The organism is Advenella kashmirensis WT001, assembly GCF_000219915.2.
Classification (GTDB): domain Bacteria; phylum Pseudomonadota; class Gammaproteobacteria; order Burkholderiales; family Burkholderiaceae_B; genus Advenella; species Advenella kashmirensis.
In genome coordinates this window covers 1,289,645-1,307,289 of record NC_017964.1, presented here as the reverse complement: position 1 = coordinate 1,307,289, position 17,645 = coordinate 1,289,645, and the positions used below count along the sequence as shown (strand labels likewise).

General features: G+C 55.5%; 16 protein-coding genes. 6 read left to right on the top strand and 10 right to left on the bottom strand.

Going from position 1 to position 17,645, the window contains the following annotated elements:
• The 3 genes from TKWG_RS06155 (at nt 1) to TKWG_RS06145 (ending at nt 3,003) form a co-directional block, all read left to right on the top strand.
• Complete coding sequence (locus TKWG_RS06155) at nt 1–714, top strand: ABC transporter ATP-binding protein (RefSeq protein WP_014750017.1); 714 nt, start codon at nt 1–3, stop codon at nt 712–714.
• A 145-nt stretch (nt 715–859) separates the two neighbouring features.
• Entirely contained in the window at nt 860–2,089 is a 1,230-nt protein-coding gene (locus tag TKWG_RS06150) for an ABC transporter substrate-binding protein (protein WP_014750016.1), read from the top strand.
• Nucleotides 2,086–3,003 carry a BKACE family enzyme gene (locus tag TKWG_RS06145; protein WP_014750015.1) on the top strand — a complete coding sequence of 306 codons (918 nt, stop codon included), beginning with the start codon at nt 2,086–2,088 and terminating at the stop codon, nt 3,001–3,003. Before TKWG_RS06150 ends, TKWG_RS06145 begins: the two co-directional genes overlap by 4 nt.
• A 108-nt stretch (nt 3,004–3,111) precedes the next feature.
• On the opposite strand, the gene TKWG_RS06140 is transcribed toward TKWG_RS06145, so the two are convergent.
• From TKWG_RS06140 to TKWG_RS06110, 7 genes are all read right to left on the bottom strand, one after another.
• A complete protein-coding gene (locus tag TKWG_RS06140) occupies nt 3,112–3,678 on the bottom strand; it encodes a tRNA (mnm(5)s(2)U34)-methyltransferase (protein ID WP_014750014.1) in 567 nt (188 codons plus the stop codon).
• 23 nt (nt 3,679–3,701) lie between these two features.
• Nucleotides 3,702–4,244 (bottom strand): GNAT family N-acetyltransferase, encoded by a 543-nt coding sequence (locus TKWG_RS06135; RefSeq protein WP_014750013.1) that lies wholly within the window; start codon nt 4,242–4,244, stop codon nt 3,702–3,704.
• Between the two features lie 163 nt (nt 4,245–4,407).
• Nucleotides 4,408–5,268 (bottom strand): 3-hydroxyacyl-CoA dehydrogenase NAD-binding domain-containing protein, encoded by an 861-nt coding sequence (locus TKWG_RS06130; RefSeq protein ID WP_014750012.1) that lies wholly within the window; start codon nt 5,266–5,268, stop codon nt 4,408–4,410.
• A gap of 152 nt (nt 5,269–5,420) precedes the next feature.
• Entirely contained in the window at nt 5,421–5,987 is a 567-nt protein-coding gene (locus TKWG_RS06125) for a YcbK family protein (RefSeq protein WP_014750011.1), read from the bottom strand.
• 22 nt (nt 5,988–6,009) lie between these two features.
• Nucleotides 6,010–7,641, bottom strand: coding sequence for a L,D-transpeptidase family protein (locus TKWG_RS06120; protein WP_014750010.1), 1,632 nt, complete (start codon nt 7,639–7,641; stop codon nt 6,010–6,012).
• 110 nt (nt 7,642–7,751) lie between these two features.
• Entirely contained in the window at nt 7,752–8,408 is a 657-nt protein-coding gene (locus tag TKWG_RS06115; protein WP_014750009.1) for a dienelactone hydrolase family protein, read from the bottom strand.
• Between the two features lie 49 nt (nt 8,409–8,457).
• Nucleotides 8,458–9,375, bottom strand: coding sequence for a LysR family transcriptional regulator (locus tag TKWG_RS06110; RefSeq protein WP_014750008.1), 918 nt, complete (start codon nt 9,373–9,375; stop codon nt 8,458–8,460).
• 170 nt (nt 9,376–9,545) lie between these two features.
• Between TKWG_RS06110 and TKWG_RS06105 the strand changes: the two genes are divergently transcribed.
• The 3 genes from TKWG_RS06105 (at nt 9,546) to TKWG_RS06095 (ending at nt 13,705) form a co-directional block, all read left to right on the top strand.
• A complete protein-coding gene (locus tag TKWG_RS06105) occupies nt 9,546–10,751 on the top strand; it encodes an ABC transporter substrate-binding protein (RefSeq protein ID WP_014750007.1) in 1,206 nt (401 codons plus the stop codon).
• Between the two features lie 12 nt (nt 10,752–10,763).
• Nucleotides 10,764–12,257, top strand: a complete 1,494-nt coding sequence (locus TKWG_RS06100) for a CoA-acylating methylmalonate-semialdehyde dehydrogenase (RefSeq protein ID WP_014750006.1) — start codon at nt 10,764–10,766, stop codon at nt 12,255–12,257.
• Between the two features lie 281 nt (nt 12,258–12,538).
• A complete protein-coding gene (locus TKWG_RS06095) occupies nt 12,539–13,705 on the top strand; it encodes a glycosyltransferase (RefSeq protein ID WP_014750005.1) in 1,167 nt (388 codons plus the stop codon).
• A gap of 120 nt (nt 13,706–13,825) precedes the next feature.
• Here TKWG_RS06095 and TKWG_RS06090 read toward each other — a convergent pair whose 3' ends face one another.
• From TKWG_RS06090 to TKWG_RS06080, 3 genes are all read right to left on the bottom strand, one after another.
• A complete protein-coding gene (locus TKWG_RS06090) occupies nt 13,826–14,926 on the bottom strand; it encodes a fimbria/pilus outer membrane usher protein (protein WP_014750004.1) in 1,101 nt (366 codons plus the stop codon).
• Nucleotides 14,927–15,080: 154 nt separating this feature from the next.
• Nucleotides 15,081–15,842 (bottom strand): aldolase/citrate lyase family protein, encoded by a 762-nt coding sequence (locus tag TKWG_RS06085; RefSeq protein ID WP_014750003.1) that lies wholly within the window; start codon nt 15,840–15,842, stop codon nt 15,081–15,083.
• A 91-nt stretch (nt 15,843–15,933) separates the two neighbouring features.
• Entirely contained in the window at nt 15,934–17,379 is a 1,446-nt protein-coding gene (locus tag TKWG_RS06080) for an NAD-dependent succinate-semialdehyde dehydrogenase (protein WP_014750002.1), read from the bottom strand.
• Nucleotides 17,380–17,645 lie beyond the last annotated feature (266 nt).

Sequence of the window (17,645 nt, the reverse complement as noted above, 5' to 3'; positions counted from 1 at the left end):
ATGACAGACGACATCATTCTGGCACGCGATATCCATGCCTGGTACGGCTCCAGTCACGTGCTGCACGGCATTGACTTTAACCTGCGGCGCGGCGAAACCGTAGGCCTGCTGGGCCGCAACGGCATGGGCAAATCCACGCTGATACGCAGCCTGCTGGGCCATGTCAAACAACGCAGTGGACGGATCGAACTGCAGCGACAGCTGATGTCTGGTGCCCGCCCCTATCAGGCTGCCCAATTGGGCATTGCCTACGTTCCTGAAGGGCGCGGCATTTTTCCCAATCTGACAGTCCGCGAAAATCTGCTGATGTGCGCGCGCGCCGGCCGCGACGGGAGTAAAGCATGGGATACCGATCGCATACTGCAGACCTTTCCCCGGCTCGCAGAGCGCCTGGACAACATGGGTGACCAGCTCTCCGGAGGCGAACAGCAAATGCTTTCGATTGGTCGGGCGCTGATGACCAATCCGGATGCCATCATTCTGGATGAAGCCACCGAAGGCCTGGCGCCGCTGATTGTAGAGGAGATCTGGCGTGTCATTGCGCTCATCCGCGCCAGCGGCCTGGCAACCATGGTGGTCGACCGCAATTATCGCAAAGTGATGGAGCAGGCGGACCGGCTGGTTGTGCTGGAAAAAGGCCGGGTTGTGCTCGAGGGCGATGCCAGCCAGCTACGTGAAGACCCTTCGCAGATCCACCGGTATCTGGGCGTCTGATAGTTGGGGTGCCAGGGGAACAAAATAACCGCAGCCTGGCGGGCCCAAGCCTTGCCAGGCACTAACCAAAGCGCTGCCGGCGATCGGCGATAGCGCCCTGGTCGCGGGCACAGTTCTGAGAGACAGTATAAAAAAGGAGAGAATGATGAACAAGACGGGCACACTCACATGGGCGACAGGCATGCTGCTTGCCTCGACAGGCGCGGCGCATGCCGCCGGCATCTCCGATGATGTCATCCGTATCGGTTTTCTGACCGATATCTCGGGGGTCTACGCCGACTATGACGGCCAGGGTGGTGTGCAAGCCATCCGCATGGCGATCCGCGATGCTGGCGGCAGTATCGACGGCAAGAAAATTGAACTGCTTTATGCCGATCATCAGAACAAGGCCGATGTCGCTGCCGCCAAATCCCGTGAATGGGCGGACGTGAACAAAGTAGATATCCTGATCGGCGGAACCAATTCTGCGGTCAGCCTGGCCATGGCCAACGTTGCCACTGAAAAGAAAAAACTGTTTATCTCTACCGGTGGCGGTACATCGGCCCTGACCGGCAAACAATGCTCGCCTTACATTATCCACTACACCTATTCAACCGATGCGCTGGCCAACGGCACGGGCAAATCTGTGGTTAAAAACGGCGGCAAGGACTGGTTCTTCATTACCACCGATTATGCCTTTGGCCATGCTCTGGAAGCGGCCACCTCCAAGGTGGTAAAGCAAGCCAACGGCACCATCAAAGGATCGGTCAAAGTGCCGCTTGGCGCTTCCGATTTTTCTTCCTATATATTGCAAGCGCAATCATCAGGCGCCAAGATCCTGGGCATGGCCAATGCCGGCGGCGATTTTGTGAACGCTGCAAAATCTGCCAATGAATTTGGCTTGAATACCCAAATGAATCTGGTGGGCCTGACAGTACTCATTCCGGACATCCACTCCCTGGGCTTGCAGGTTACCCAGGGAATGTATCTGACCACGCCGTTCTACTGGGACCTGGACGATGACACCCGCAAGTGGACAGCCGAATACAAAAAAATCACTAATCGCATACCGACCTACATTCAGGCCGGCACCTATTCGGCAGTCAGCAATTATCTTGCGGCAGTCGCCGCATTAAAAACCGACGATGCGGATGCGATCATGAAGCGATTCAAGACCGAGCGCATCAAAGACTTTTTCGCCAAAGATGCCATCGTACGTGCCGATGGCAGACTCACCAATCCGATGTACCTGATGCAGGTAAAAAAACCGGACGAATCCAAAGCACCCTGGGATTATTACCGGAAAGTTGAAACGCTTTCACCCGATGATCTTTACGGAAAACTGGAAGACTCCGCCTGCAAACTGGTGCAACAATCTGCAGGAGCGCAATCATGAGTACACCCAAAGTCATTATTACCATTGCCCCCACCGGTGGCATGGCCTATAAGAGCCAGAACCCGAACCTGCCCACGCAACCGCAGGAAATTGCCGACGACGTGTACGACTGCTACAACGCCGGCGCCAGCATTGTGGCGCTGCATGCACGCAATCCCGATGACGGCGCCACCTGCAATCCCGATATCTATTACGACATGAATACACGCATTCGCGCCAAATGCGACATCATTTTGAATAACTCCACCGGTGGTGGAGTCCATGGCGAGATGATCGGACAGAACGAAAACGGCATGTGGGAATTGCTTTGGGAAGAACGCATCAAGGGTATGGAGGCCGGCGCCGAGATGTGCACGCTGGACGCGACCACCATTATTGCCAGTTTTGATAACAAGGAAATACTGATGAACACCGCGCCCTCGCGTTGCCGCTTCCTGGCCGACGAGATGAAAAAACGCGGCATCAAACCCGAATGGGAGGTATTTAGCCCCACTCATATTTTGCAGGATACCGCGACGTTGTTGGCCATGGGCGCGGACGAAGAGCCGGCCTATGTCAACTTAGTCATGGGCGTACACCGGGGCTTTCAGAACGCCATGCCCTACTCGCCAAAAAATCTGCAGTTCATGGTGGAGTGCCTGCCGCCTGGAACTATCTTCGGCGCCAGCGGCATCGGCCCGGCACAGTTGCCCTGCGCCATCAACTCGTTGCTGCTGGGTGGACACGTACGGGTCGGACTGGAAGACAATTTGTATTACTCACAAGGTCGCCTGGCAAGCAATATCGAATTGACCGAAAGAATTGTCCGGCTGGTGCGTGAAATGGGTTATGAGCCGGCAACGCCCAAGGAAGCCAGGCAAATGCTCAATTTGCCACGACCTGGCGCACCGGTCAGACCGACGTTTGCGCTGTGATCTACGGCACAGGCGCGGACTGATACCCGGTCTTGCAACGCCACCGAAAAACGCCACAAGCTGGCTTATTGCCATGCTTGGGGCGTCAACCAATCAGAGGCGCGCTGCTCAGTTGGTAAAGCGTTCGACGGCCAGCAGATACGGCGCAGGATTCGCGCGATTAATGAATTCATATTTGAGCACCCGGTACTGCTCAGGCGAAAGCTGTGCAACGAACGGCTCAAGCGCTTCTTTCTCGTCGGCGCCTGCGGGATGCCCCCAGTAAATCGCAATCAACAATAGTCCGCCGGGCGCAAGCAGTGTCAACGCACTTTTGACGGCAGCCAGGGTGCTGTTGGCCTGGGTGGCGCAGGATTTATCGGCGCCGGGCAGATAACCCAGGTTAAAGATAATGGCACTGACCGGCTCCGATACGTAATCGAGCATGTGCGCATGGCTGTCGTGAATCAGCGTGGCACGCGCTTGCAGATTTTCGTGACCCAGGCGCGCGGCCGTGGCAGCCAGCGCATCGCGCTGGATATCGAACGCATATACATGACCGGCTTCACCTACAAGCCGGGCAAGCTGCAGCGTATCGTGCCCATTTCCCATCGTCGCATCAATGACGCGCGCGCCGGCTACCACGTGGCCGGCAAGCAGCGTATGAACAAAGGCAACGGTTTTGAGCAGCGGCATCCTGTGGCTCCTGGCGTCTCGCGCTATACAGCACCAGGCAGCGTGAGTTCGCGCTGCATCAGCACGGCATCATCACCGAAAGCCGGGTCAGTGCTGGCGGCCGGGATCGCGACAAAGCCCAGTCTTGACCAATACCGCTGTGCGCCTTCGACCGCAATCAGTATGGCGCGCGACAGGCCAAATTGTTGCCCCTGTCGCATCAGCTGCGACACCAGTGCATTGGCAATACCCCGGCCCGCATAGGCCCGTGATACTGCCACATCATGCAGATAAAGCACATCGCAATCCTGTTGCAGCGCAAGCGGACGGTTCCAGCTGGGCTGCAGGTTGGAGCGCCAGGGATAGCCTAGCGCGTAGGCGCAAAGCGTATCGCCATCGCAGGCCGCCAGAGACGTCCAGCCGGCCGGGACAAAACTGATCTTGCTGGCCAGCACCTGTCCGCTTTCCAGCAGCGATGAGGGGTACACGCTGGCCTGCAAGGCCAGCACCTGCGGCAGATCATCGGTGCGCAGCGCCCGCATGCCGATAGACGGCGCTCGCGTCTGGCTACGGTTTTCAATTGACATAATCATTTATTCGACATAATGAGAAGGGCATGCATTCAGTCGCCTGTCGCGATCGACATGCCCGGCCCCATGGGGTCACGCGTCATCGCCCTGTTTTTTGTCCAGACTTTTCAGAATATCAATCAAATGGCTGTCGCGATAGCGCAGCAGCGATTCAAACGATTTATCTTCCTGGCCTGTTGCGTGCCTGAACCATACGCGCTCGCAACTCCGGGGTCATGCGCGGATTGCCCAGGTCATCCATCCAGCTTTCGATGGCCGGTTGCAAATGGTCGATCAGATGCGCCAGACCAGCCCGGCCGCCAGCCAGGTCAAACACCATTTGCGGACCGAAGATGGCCCAGCGCAGGCCCGGCCCCTTGCTCATGGCCGCATCAATATCCTGCACGCTGGCCACGTTTTCGTTGACCAGATGCATGACCTCGCGCCATACCGCAGCCTGCAGGCGATTGGCGATATGCCCGGCAATTTCCTTGTTCAGACGGATCGGGTGCTTGCCAACGGCACGATAAAATGCCAGCGTACGCGCGATCGTGTCTTCGGATGTCTGCTCGCCGCCGACCACTTCCACCAGCGGAATCACGTGCGGCGGATTAAACGGATGGCCCAGCACGCACCGTTGCGGATACCTGCACTGCGATTGCATGCGGCTGACCAGCAGGCCCGACGAGCTGGAGGAAATAATGACGTGCTCCGGCAACAGTGCATCCATTTTTGCGAACAGCGAGATTTTGAAGTCTTCACGCTCTGGCGCATTCTCCTGCACGAAGTCTACATTTTCCAGCGCCTTGTGCAAATCGGCCTCAAAGCGCAAATTGTGCAGAAATGACTCATTCTTCACTTTGCCCAGCTCACGCAGGGTTTGCCAGGCCGAGTCGATCAGCGTTCGGGTATTGGCCTCAACGTCCGGTGCCGGGTCCGACACCACCACATGATAGCCATGAGCAAGAAAAAGGGCAGCCCAGCTGCTGCCTATGGTTCCGGCGCCGATAATGGCGATTGTCTTGATGTTGCGATTGTCCATGATTGAATCTGTTATTTGCTTCGTATTTCAATAATAATGAGCGTCATCACGATGTTGCCGTGCCGTCATCCATCTGCGGGGTATACAGTGCGGTCGCCGCGAGCGATATCGCGAGCACCTGCACGCCATGCGGTTTCGGACGAGGTCAAGCGCTACCAGCTGCGTACGCGTCCCGTATCCATGTGTACAAACCCGTCTTTTGGATAATAGCCCACACCGCCCAGTGCTAGTTCCTTGGCGGCATCCCGCAATTCATCAAGCGGCACGCCTTTGAGGCGCAGGTCCATGGCCTGTCCCACCATATGCAGGCTGCGCTTGGCTACGCCGCCACCGCGCGTCTTGCGTAGACGTTCATTGGTATGCGGGTCGCGATAGCCTGAAATGACTTCGATAGCGACATCAGTCTTGAGCGACGCCCTGACCTTGTTGATCAGGTCAAACAGCGTCGGGTCCATATGGCCGATCGCGCCGGAGTAATGATCCCGCAAGAAACGGTTCAGCCGCTGCATCGCGGCGGGAATATAGGCGTCGCCATTGGCATAAGCCAGGGTGATTTTCTCATTGGTATGCAGATGATCCAGCGAGATTTGCCTGAATCCGCCGCCGATATTGGCGCGGGCGGTATTGGTGCCGATGGAGAACATGGCACCGGCAACAAGCAGAGAAGAAGAGTTTCTTAAAAACTGGCGGCGGTGTAACTGAGGGGGCGTAAACGTCATACCGTACTGGCTCCTGAAAATATTACGAGGCAGGTGGAATGTTACGTGAGGCGGCCATCTTCTTGATGGCATTGTCCAGAATCTTGTCCTGTCCGTAGATGTCGGGGAAAAAGTGAATTTTATTGTTTTTAACCACCACGGTACTATAACCCAATACAACAGGAACAGGCTCCAATACGTTGATTGTTTTGGATTTTTTTGCTGTCATGGCCTTTTCGATAGCGCTCGCGGTCCACTCTGGTTGTTTTTCCAACACAAATTGCGCCAGTTTCACCGGTTCTTCCACCCGGATGCAGCCATGGCTCAGATCGCGCCGCGTACGGTCAAACAACTGGGTGCTGGGAGTGTGATGCAGGTAAATGGCATCGTTATTGGGGAAAATGAACTTGATATCGCCCAGCGAGTTCTTGGGTCCGGGGCGCTGACGGATGCGTGCCTGGCCATTTAACACGGCGTTCAGGTTGGCCTCGCTGACGGTTTGCGACACGCCAGACTGGGTAACAAACTCGAACCCCTGGCTCTGCAGATAAGACGGATTGCTGCGTAAACGCGGGATCAGTTCCTTGCGGGAAATGGAAATAGGCACATTCCAGTACGGACTGAACTCAATCTTGCTGACTGCCCCATCGAACAGCGGCGTACTGGTGTTGAAGGACTTGCCGACAATCACTTTCATTTCAATAATGTTTTCCGCCTTTTTATTGCGGATGTGATAGGCGCGCAACACGAACTCGGGTACGTTGACGACAATGCGACGCTCGCCTTCTATCAGCGGCGTCCAGCGCAGCCGTTCCATACTGATCTGGATCTGGCGGATACGGTCAATGGGTCTTGTGTTCAATTGTTCCAGCGTACCCTTGCCAATCACCCCATCAGGCTCCAGCCCATGGCGTTGCTGAAAGCTTTTCACGCCGGCCATGATCGCGGCGTCGTAAATCGGTCGTGCCGGTGTTCCTTGCGGCAGATCGCCCAGCAGGACCAGACGCTCGATGAGCGCGGGCATGCCCGTATAGGTTTGGCCTTCGGTCAGTTTGCCGCCAGGAACCGCAGGCAGTGCCTGGTTCATAGTCGGATTTTTCTGTAATTGACGAAATACCACCAGCGCCTGCATCAGCGAGTTGTACATGGGAATACTGTCGGTCAGCGCCTTGACCGATGCCTTCAAATTGCCATTGCTGATCGCCGTCGCCAGGAACAGGTCAGCATCGGCATCGGAAAACATCGGCTTGGAATAGCGGTTTTTAATCAGGGACGGCGAAATACGGCCGTTCTTCAGAAACTTCACATAGGTGCGCATCTGCGTGGTCAGGTCACGATCAAATTGCGCCGTTTCTTCTGCAGAAGCCGCATAGTTGATCCGCTCCCATTGCGACTGCAATTGTGCAATATGAAACCAGCGAGGGTCCAGACCGTGCTTGTCTGCTGTTGCCAGCAGATCAAGGGCGTCCCTGGCCTGTTCGATCGGACGTCCGTCTTCAATCCAGCTCACAGCAGGTACCTCGAAGGTCGCGTGGGCAAAGTCCGGTGGAATGGTTATTCCGCTATCAGGAATAGTAAACGGCGCCGTAGCATCATTTTGCGGCGCCTGTGCATGCACGGTAGTGGCAAGCATGAGAGAAAACGAGACTGCAGACAGCATTGTCGAAAACGTCATAAATTTTTTCACCTGTCGTTATTTAATGGCCGGCCGGGACACGCCTGCGCCCGGCACTTGCTTAGCACCGATAATCGGGCGTATGACATTGCGTTGGCTGCAAGGCAAGGTTACAGATGCGCCTTGAAAAATTCCACTGTGCGAGTGCGCGCAAGTTCGCTGGCAAAGGGATCGTAGGAGCCGCGCTGGTCGCATCCGAAGCCGTGGTCCGCGTCATAAGTGCAGATGTCAACGTCAGGCTGGGCGGCACGGATCGCCTCGACATCAGACGGCGGAATGGATTTATCTTTGTCGCCAAAGTGCATCTGCACCGGGCATTGGGCTTTTTCGTCACGCAACTCGGCAATGCCGGCACCATACCAGCAGGAAGCCGCCGAAAAGGCAGCGCTGCGGCAGGCGGCAAGCCATGTCAGGGTACCACCCCAGCAAAAGCCGACCACGCCGATTTTCTTCTGTGACGACAAGGCGGCGGCGGCTGCCTCAATATCCTTGAGCGCCTCCTCGTAGCTCACCCGGGCTTTGAACGCTTTGCCGCGCTCAATGTCCTGGGCGGTATAGCCCATTTCCACACCCGGTTCGATCCGGTCAAACAGCGCCGGCGCAATCACACGATAACCCTTTGAAGCATAGAAATCACAGACATCGCGAATGTGGCTATTGACCCCGAAAATTTCCTGCAGGACCACAATGCCCCGTTCCGCGTCTTCGGCGCCGGCCGTATAGGCCTGCAGAATGTGTCCGTCTGCTGCTGTCAGTGTAGTGGTCATGCGTGTACTCCTTCTGGAAATCAGGTTGTCACAAATTGCTTGTCGATTGTCATTGTACCTGCTGCACCGGCATCCTGCCCTGTACCAGCAGTCGGTTATTTCCTATGATGTCACATAAGTGTTCCGAAAGCATCACAATACGTTTCAGTCGTTTCAGTTCTTCATGGTAGTAAATCCAGAAACTGCGCGTGATCCCGATTCTGTCCTGCAGCACCGGAATAAGTTGTGGATTCTGACCGGCAAGAAAACACGGCAGAATGGCCAGCCCGTGACCTTGCAGACAACTGTAATATTGCGCGATGACACTTGTGCTTTTTATGACGGGCTTGGTAAACGGCAGGATGTCCTCCAGATACCGCAATTGGTCGCTGAACAGTAGTTCATCCACATAACTGATAAAACGATGATGATGCAGATCCGCTTCGGTATTGACCGCCCCATAGCGATCAAAGCAGGCCTGGGTCCCGTACAGCAGCAGCGTATAGTCGGTCAGCTTGCGAGTGACATAAGGCCCGCGCGCCGGACGCTCTATGGTGATCGCAATATCGGCTTCGCGACGAGTCAGGCTGACAAAACGGGGGACCGGCAGCACATCTATGGTCATATCGGGAAACTGACTCTGAAATTGTGCACACAGGGGCGCAATAATGCAGGAACCAAAGGCCTCGGTCGCTGCCACCCGGACATGCCCGGCCGGACTCTGGCTCACTCCCAGAATCTGCTCCTGCGCATTATATAAATGCGTTTCCATCTGCTCTGCATGCGCCAGCAGTTGCTGCCCCGAACGGGTCAGGGTAAATCCGGAGCTGCGCGATTTGTCGAAAAGCAGCTGTCCCAGGTCCGCCTCAAGGCGGCGGATGCGCCGGGCCACGGTGGTATGCTCCACCCCCAGCCGCGCTGCTGCGGCGCTGGCTCTGTGTGTCCTGGCCACTTCCAGGAAATAGCGGATATCGTCCCAGTCAGGCATGAGTCATTGTATAAAGGTTGCGCATGAGTTGTGCTTCTGTTGTAATTGTATTGTGCAAAAATGAACATTAAATGTGCAAATATTCTATTGCAAAATTGATTTATACACATCAAACTGGATACGTTTTGCAAACAAAACGATAAAACTATTAAAAAATTCAGGAGACTCCTATGTTGATCAGGAAAGCAGTACTGGCTGCGTCGTCGTGCGTGGCGCTTAGCGCCTGGGCCGCCGATGCACCAGAAGTAAAAGTGGGTGTGCTTACCGATATGTCGGGCACCTATGCCTCTATGGGCGGCGCCGGTTCGGTTGCGGCAGCGCAGCTTGCCATTGATGAATGTCTGGCTGGCCCATGCAAGGGCATGAAAATCGATTTGGTATCTGCCGACAATCAGAACAAAGCCGACGTCGGGGCGGCGAAGGCACGCGAATGGTTTGACCGTCAGGGCGTTACCGCCATCGCCGATCTGACCAATTCAGCAGTAGCGCTGGCAGTGCAGAACGTAGCCAGGGAAAAAAACCGCATAGCCTTGTTCTCAGGACCGGCTACCACCGCACTGACCAATAAATCCTGCTCGCCGGTGGGCTTTCACTGGATGTTCGACACCTATTCCCAATCGGTGGGCGGCGCCAAAGCTACGGTTCAGGCTGGCGGCAAATCCTGGTTCTTCCTGACCGTAGATTACGCATTTGGTCATTCGCTTGAAGCCGACACCGCGAAAATGGTCAAGAAACTGGGCGGCACGGTGGTTGGGCAGGTGCGCCATCCATTGAACAACAGCGACTATGCCTCGTTCCTGTTGCAGGCGCAAAGCAGCGGTGCGCAGGTTGTCGCCTTGGCCAACGGCGGCCAGGACACGGTCAATGCCGTCAAACAGGCCAAGGAATTTGGCGTCAGTGGTGGCGACCAGCGCCTGGTGGCCCTGTTGATATTCCTGTCGGACCTGCGCGCGCTGGGCAATGAAAACGCCCAGGGCCTGACTTATGTAGACGGCTTCTACTGGGACTTTGACGAAGGCACCCGCCAGTGGTCCGACCGCTTTGCCAAAGCCTATAAGGGTCTGAAACCCACCATGACCCAGGCCGGCGTGTACTCCAGCGTGCTGCATTACCTTAAAGCCGTAGCCGCTGCAGGCACGACCGATGGCGCCAAGGTGGCGCAGCAGATGCGCAAGCTGCCGATCGAAGACCCGATCATGCATAACGCCTCTATCCGTGCCGATGGCCGGGTCATTCACGATATGTACCTGTACGAAGTCAAAAAGCCGGGTGAAAAGAAAGGCGAATGGGATTATTCGAAACTGATTGCCACCATTCCGGCAGCTGAAGCATTTAGCCCCCTGTCCGAATCTACCTGCCCTCTTGTAAAAAATTAAAGGATTGATGTTATGAGTGCCATACCCAATATTCCGCTGCTGATCAACGGAAAAAAAGTCCAGTCCACGGCCAAGGACTGGCTTGATGTCGTTAACCCGGCCAATCAGGAAGTGGTGGCCCGCGTACCGCTGGCGCCCATTTCGGAAGTGGACGAGGCGGTTGCCAGCGCCAAGGCTGCGTTTGCGACCTGGCGCAATACCAGCCAGGGCAACCGCATGCGCGTCATGCTCAAACTGCAGCAACTGGTGCGCGACAACACAGCAAAACTGGCTGAACTGATCACACTGGAACATGGCAAAACACTGCCTGATGCAGAAGGCGAAGTGGGCCGTGGCCTTGAAGTGATCGAACACGCATGCTCAATCGTCAGCCTGCAAATGGGTGAATACGCAGAAAATGCCGGCACCGGAATCGATGTATATACCTTGATCCAGCCACTTGGCGTATGTGCGGGAATTACCGCGTTCAATTTCCCGGTCATGCTGCCCTGCTTCATGTTTCCCATTGCCGTGGCCTGCGGCAACACCTTTGTGCTCAAGCCTTCGGAACAGGACCCCAGCGCATCGCTGTATCTGGCCGAACTGGCGCAGGAAGCGGGCCTGCCCCCCGGCGTACTCAACGTGGTACATGGCGGCCCGGACGTGGCCAACCGCCTTTGCGAACATCCGGATGTAAAAGCAGTCTCGTTTATTGGTTCCACACATGTGGGTACGCAGATTTATCAACGCGCCTCCAATGCGGGCAAACGCTGCCAGGCCATGATGGGCGCCAAGAATCACTGCGTCATCCTGCCCGATGCAGACAAGGAAGTGGCTCTTAACCAACTGGTCGGCGCCGCTTTTGGTGCGGCTGGCCAGCGCTGCATGGCCACGTCGGTAGCGGTCATGGTGGGCCAGGCCCGGGAATGGATTGACGAATTCGTAGAAAAATCAAAAGGCCTGAAAGTGAATGCGGGCAGCGACCGCAAGGCAGATCTGGGGCCTCTGGTGTCACCGCGGGCAAAGCAGCGGGTGGCGCAGCTGATCCAGACCGGCGTGGACGAAAAAGCCAGCCTGCTGCTGGATGGCCGCGATGTTGTTGTCGCCGACTATAAAGACGGCAATTTCATCGGCCCGACCATTTTTTCAGATGTCAAAGAAGACATGGCGATTTATCGCGAAGAAATTTTCGGCCCGGTCCTTTGCATCGTGTGCGTCGATACGTTGGAAGAAGCGGTGGAGTTTGTCAATCGCAACCCGAATGGCAATGGTGTTGCCGTTTTCACACAAAGCGGCGGCAATGCGCGCTATTTCCAGAACAATATCGACGTAGGCCAGATCGGCATCAATATTCCGATCCCTGTTCCGGTCGCATGGTTCAGCTTTACCGGCTCGCGCGGCTCCAAACTGGGCGATCTGGGGCCTAACGGCAAGCAGGCGGTCATGTTCTGGACCCAGACCAAGTCAATTACCGCGCGCTGGGCTTCACATGACACGGGTGTCAACACCACGATTGCGCAAAAATAGCGTCTTGTAAATACAATTGCATGTGTACCAACCCGGTCGCGCTCCTGGCGCAGCCGGGTTTTTTATCGCCTGCGCCCCTTTGATCCGACGGTCAATTGCCAGCGAACAACACGCCAATCCTGTTGTCGAATGACGAGCGCTTTCGCGCCTTTATTAAAGGACATAACATCGGCTCTGTATATTCGTATCAGTCCGACACATTTTATAATTTGCGGCAATTCATATTCATGCCACAATACGGTCATAAACTGTTCATCTGAACCATTGAGAGAAAGCCATTTATGAATAAAAATATTGACTTGATCTATTTCAATGCGGGCGGTGGTCATCGGGCGTCGGCCCGGGCCCTCGAGGCGGTGCTCAAAAACAGCCATCCTCACTGGAACGTCAGGCTCGTCAACCTGTTTGAAGTACTCGACTCGCGACAGGTCTATAAACGGGTGACCGGCGTTGCCCCCGAAGAATTTTATAATCGGCAACTGGCCAAAGGCTGGACCATGGCCATGACGCCGGAACTGCGCATTTTGCAGGCATTTATCCGGCTGACCCACCAGGTGATGGTCAAACGGCTACAGGAACACTGGATTGAAACCGAGCCCGACATGGTTGTCTCGCTGGTTCCCAATTTCAACCGGGCCATGTACGAAAGCCTGGTTTCGTCGCTGCCGGGCGTGCCTTATGTGACGATCTTAACCGACCTGGCCGACAATGCGCCCCATTTCTGGATTGAAAAAAACCAGCAACAGCATTTCATCTGTGGCACCGACAAGGCAGTGGAACAGGCGCGTGCCGCAGGCCATCCCGACTCCCATATCCATGCGAGTTCGGGTATGCTGCTGCATCCTGATTTCTACAAGAAACCCGACATCGATCGCCGCGAACAACTGATCGCTGCCGGCTTTGACCCGAACAAGCCGGTAGGGCTGGTCATGTTCGGTGGCCACGGTTCAAAAACCATGATCAAGATCGCCAAACAGCTCTCGGATGTGCAGATGATCTACATTTGCGGTCACAATGCGGCGCTGGCCAAGAAAATAGGCAAGATGCAAACGCGCGCACACAAGCTGGTGGAAGGGTTCACTACGCAAATGCCCATCTTCATGGAAATGGCCGATTTCTTTATCGGCAAACCCGGCCCCGGCAGCATCAGTGAAGCCATCCGCAAGGATATGCCGGTCATTATCGTCTGCAACAAATGGACCATGATCCAGGAGCGCTATAACGGCGAATGGGTCACCGATAACGGCTTGGGCATTGTGCTACCCAGCTTCGCAAAAATCAACAAGGCAGTGCATCACTTACTGGAGAATCTGGAAAGCTATCGGGAGCGGGTTAAAGCGCAGAACAATCAGGCCGTATTCGAAGTACCTGATATTCTCGCGCGCATCCTAGCGCAAAACGAGATTGCAGAACAGGCTCCCCTGCCCTCGGCCAGCACCACGAACTGAACTCGGATGGGGGCACAAAAGCCCCTTTTTTTTCTGCCATATTAAAGGCCGCACTCAAGGCCGCGGATAATGGACGACCGTGAAAAGTCACGTGAGCAGCTGCCAATTAGGCAATGCCAGTTAACGGCCACCGATAGGAATATCCACGTTGAACTGCAATAAGCCGTCGTCGCTGTGCACGGCGCGTTGCGCCTTCAGTTTGAACAGGACAGAGTCCAGCTTGTAGCTTTGCTCCACACCGAAGCGCTGTTCGGAAGCGCCGTCAAACACCCGGCTGTTTTCAAACGTGCCTGACACCTGCGACTGTGTATCAAGCGGATAGGTCAGTTTCAGCTGATTGCGAATGGCGCGGTCCGACAATGGATCCTGCGACAGCCTGGACAAATCCATATAGTGGGCGCTGGTTAACTCATTGGAGAACTGCAACGTCGCCAGATCGAACACCTTGGCCCGATAGGCAAACATCGAGCGCCAGTTTGCATCGCCCTCGTACTTGCCTGCATTCACGGTCAGTCGCAAATCGCCCATGTCATCCAGGGCGTAGCTGGCGCCAAGGCCCACGTTCTTGAGCGAGCGGGCCAATTGCACTTGTGTATCGACCGAAGCCGAATCGCTCAATCCATAGCGCACAGCGGTATTGGCGGCGCCACTACCGAAGTGAAAGCTGGCATCTTCGCCCGAAGCGGCCGAATAATCCATGGCCCCCGCCGCCGTCGAATAGGCCAGTTGGTTACTATCGATAAACCAGTTGTCCTGCGTGCTGTCCGGCTGCCGGCTCAACTGCATGCCGCCGATTCGAAAGCCACTCTGGCCGATCGGACTCACGACCTGATTGGACCCGAGTGAGATCCGGTTTCTGTCCTCGGTCGTCAGACTCCAGGTGCGTGCGCCGGTAGAAAAACTTTGCACGGGCTTGAGCGTGATTCTGGACGATGGCCTGCGCAACGCTGCAGCATCCTGATCCGACATGAATGCGCCGAGCGCAGCTTCATACTGATAATTTTCCCAGTTGTCCACGCCACGCAACGCGTCGGCAGTAACCAGTTGCTCAAGCGGCACCGCCTGGCCGGGTTCAGGCGTCGCGATGGGCTCATCCACTGGCAACAGAATAATTTTGTTTTTTTCCGGATCGAATGACCAGGAGGGCGGCAGCTCGGTCGCCCCCCCGGCTGCACTATCTGCGCCAACAGCCTGCACACTGCGCGGGGCATCATCGCCCATTGCATACGTGATCGTTTGGGCGAACGATGAGCCGGCAGGACAAATCAGAAAAGAAAGACAGCTCGCAAAAATTATCCTGAGTTTCAAACTAGTCAGCATCCTCGTTTATAAACTTACTATAAAACGCCATCATGACGCTGTCGCTACACCACGCTTAAAATCGGCTGCGCAAGCTCATCAAGGCATTTTTATAGACGGAAAGATCAACGCCGACACCCACGAAACTGAAGCCCTGCTTGATATAAGCGGCAGCCTCGTCGGGCACGACCGCAAGAATGCCGCTGGCTTTGCCGGCAGCGGCCGCCACTTCATGGACATGGGCAATGGCCTGTTGCACCTCTGGATGCTGCGGCTGTCCAAGATATCCATAAGCGGCCGACAAATCGGAAGGACCAATGAAAATGGCATCCACGCCGTCTACGGCAACAATGTCTTCTACCGCCTCCACGCCCGCGCGACTCTCAATTTGCAGGATCACGCCGATATGGTCATTGACCTGCTTGAAGTAATCTGCTTCGGTGCCATAGCTGCTGGCCCGGGTCATACCGGCAACACCACGCACGCCTGCCGGTGGATAACGCGTTGCCGCCACCGCGTATGCAGCCTGCTCGCCAGATTCAATGAATGGAATAAGCAGGTTGTAAAACCCGATGTCCAGATACTGTTTGATCAGGGTCTGGTCATTGACTGGCGGACGGCCGATAGCTGCACTATTGCTGGAGTTAATGGCCTGCAGCTGGGCGGTCAGCGCAGGAATGTCATTGGGCGCGTGCTCGCCATCCAGCAGCAGCCAGTCGTAGCCGCAAACGCCCGCCACTTCGGCGAGCATGGGGCTGGTGGTGCTCAGCCACGTGCCAATGAGTGTTTCACGGGCCAGCAATTTCTGGCGAAAGGTATTGGGTATCTGCTGTTTCATGTTAAGTAATACGTATCTGCTCGGTTAATCGAATATTGACGATTGAAAGTTAACTGCCCGGTGGCCAATGGTGCACCGGGCCCCCGGTTTATTAGATGCCGCCCATCAGCATATACTTGATGACCAGGTAATCATCGATACCGTAATGAGAGCCTTCACGACCCAGGCCGGATTGCTTCACGCCGCCAAACGGCGCCACTTCGGTAGAAATAAGACCGGTATTGATGCCGACAATGCCGTATTCCAGTTGCTCGGCAACCCGCCAGACGCGTCCCAGGTCGCGCGCGTAAAAATAAGCGGCCAGGCCGAACTCGGTATCGTTCGCCATTTTGATGACATCTTCATCTGTTTCGAATTTGAATACCGGCGCCAGCGGGCCGAATGTCTCTTCACGGGCAAACGCCATCTCCTGCGTTGCGTCGCCGATGACCGTCGGTTCAAAAAACAGCCCGCCCAGTTTGCTGCGTTTACCACCCGTCAGCACCTTGGCCTTGTGTCCCAGGGCATCGCTGATGTGGCTTTCCACTTTTTCCACGGCCTTCTCGTCAATCAGCGGACCAATTTGTACGTTCTTGCCGGTGCCATCACCCACGACCAGTTTTTCAACGGCAGCCACCAGTTTTTTGACAAATGCCTTGTACACGCCTTTTTGCACATAGATACGGTTGGCGCAGACGCAAGTCTGGCCGGCATTCCGGTATTTTGAGATCATCGCGCCTTCAACCGCCGCATCAATATCGGCATCGTCAAAAACGATGAATGGCGCATTGCCGCCCAGCTCCATGGACACTTTCTTGATGGTGCTGGCCGACTGTTCCATCAGCAAGCGCCCTACCTCGGTCGACCCGGTGAAACTGACCTTGCGCACCAGCGGGTTGCTACACAGTTCCTTGCCGATTTCAGATGAATTGCCTGTAATAAGCGACATGACGCCAGGGGGAATGCCCGCCTGTTCAGCCAGCTCGATCAGCGCAAGTGCAGTCAGCGGCGTTTGCGACGCCGGCTTGATCACGACTGTGCAGCCTGCTGCCAGCGCAGGCGCGACCTTGCGGGTAATCATCGCCGCGGGAAAATTCCACGGTGTGATGGCGGCACATACGCCAATAGGTTCCTTGGTCACCACGATACGCTGGGACGTTTGCGGCGCAGGAATTGTATCGCCATAAACGCGCTTGGCTTCTTCGGCAAACCATTCAACAAACGAAGCGGCGTAAGTGACTTCACCTTTGGCTTCGGCCAGGGGTTTGCCCTGTTCAGATGTCATGATGTAGGCCAGATCATCCGCATTGTCATTGATCAGCGTGAACCACTTGCGCAAAATGGCGGCACGCTCCTTGGCGGTCAGCCCCTTCCATGCCGGCCAGGCCTTGTCGGCGCCCTTGATGGCATCTGCGGTTTCCTTTTTCCCTAATTTGGGTACCGTGCCAACGCGCTTGCCGGTTGCCGGATTGGTCACTTCGATGATCTCCTTGCCACCGATCCATTTACCGTTGATATAACATTTGTCTTTAAGCAGACTGGCATTTCTAAGCTTCATGGGTTGACTCCTGATCCTGTTATTGAACGACATTATGAGTAATATTCAAAGAGTACCATATCCGCCGAGCCGATCTCATACCGTTGCGCAATCCGGATTCGGCAACGGTCGCAGGTGCGCTTTGACCAGGACGTTTATCAACAATAAGGCGCCCTTTGATCATTAACTTTAAGTAAAAAATATACTGACCTTACACCCAGCATTACCTTATTGATAAGAAAGTATAATGGAGCACTTCCATACCCTTGTCTCTGACAGTTAACGTT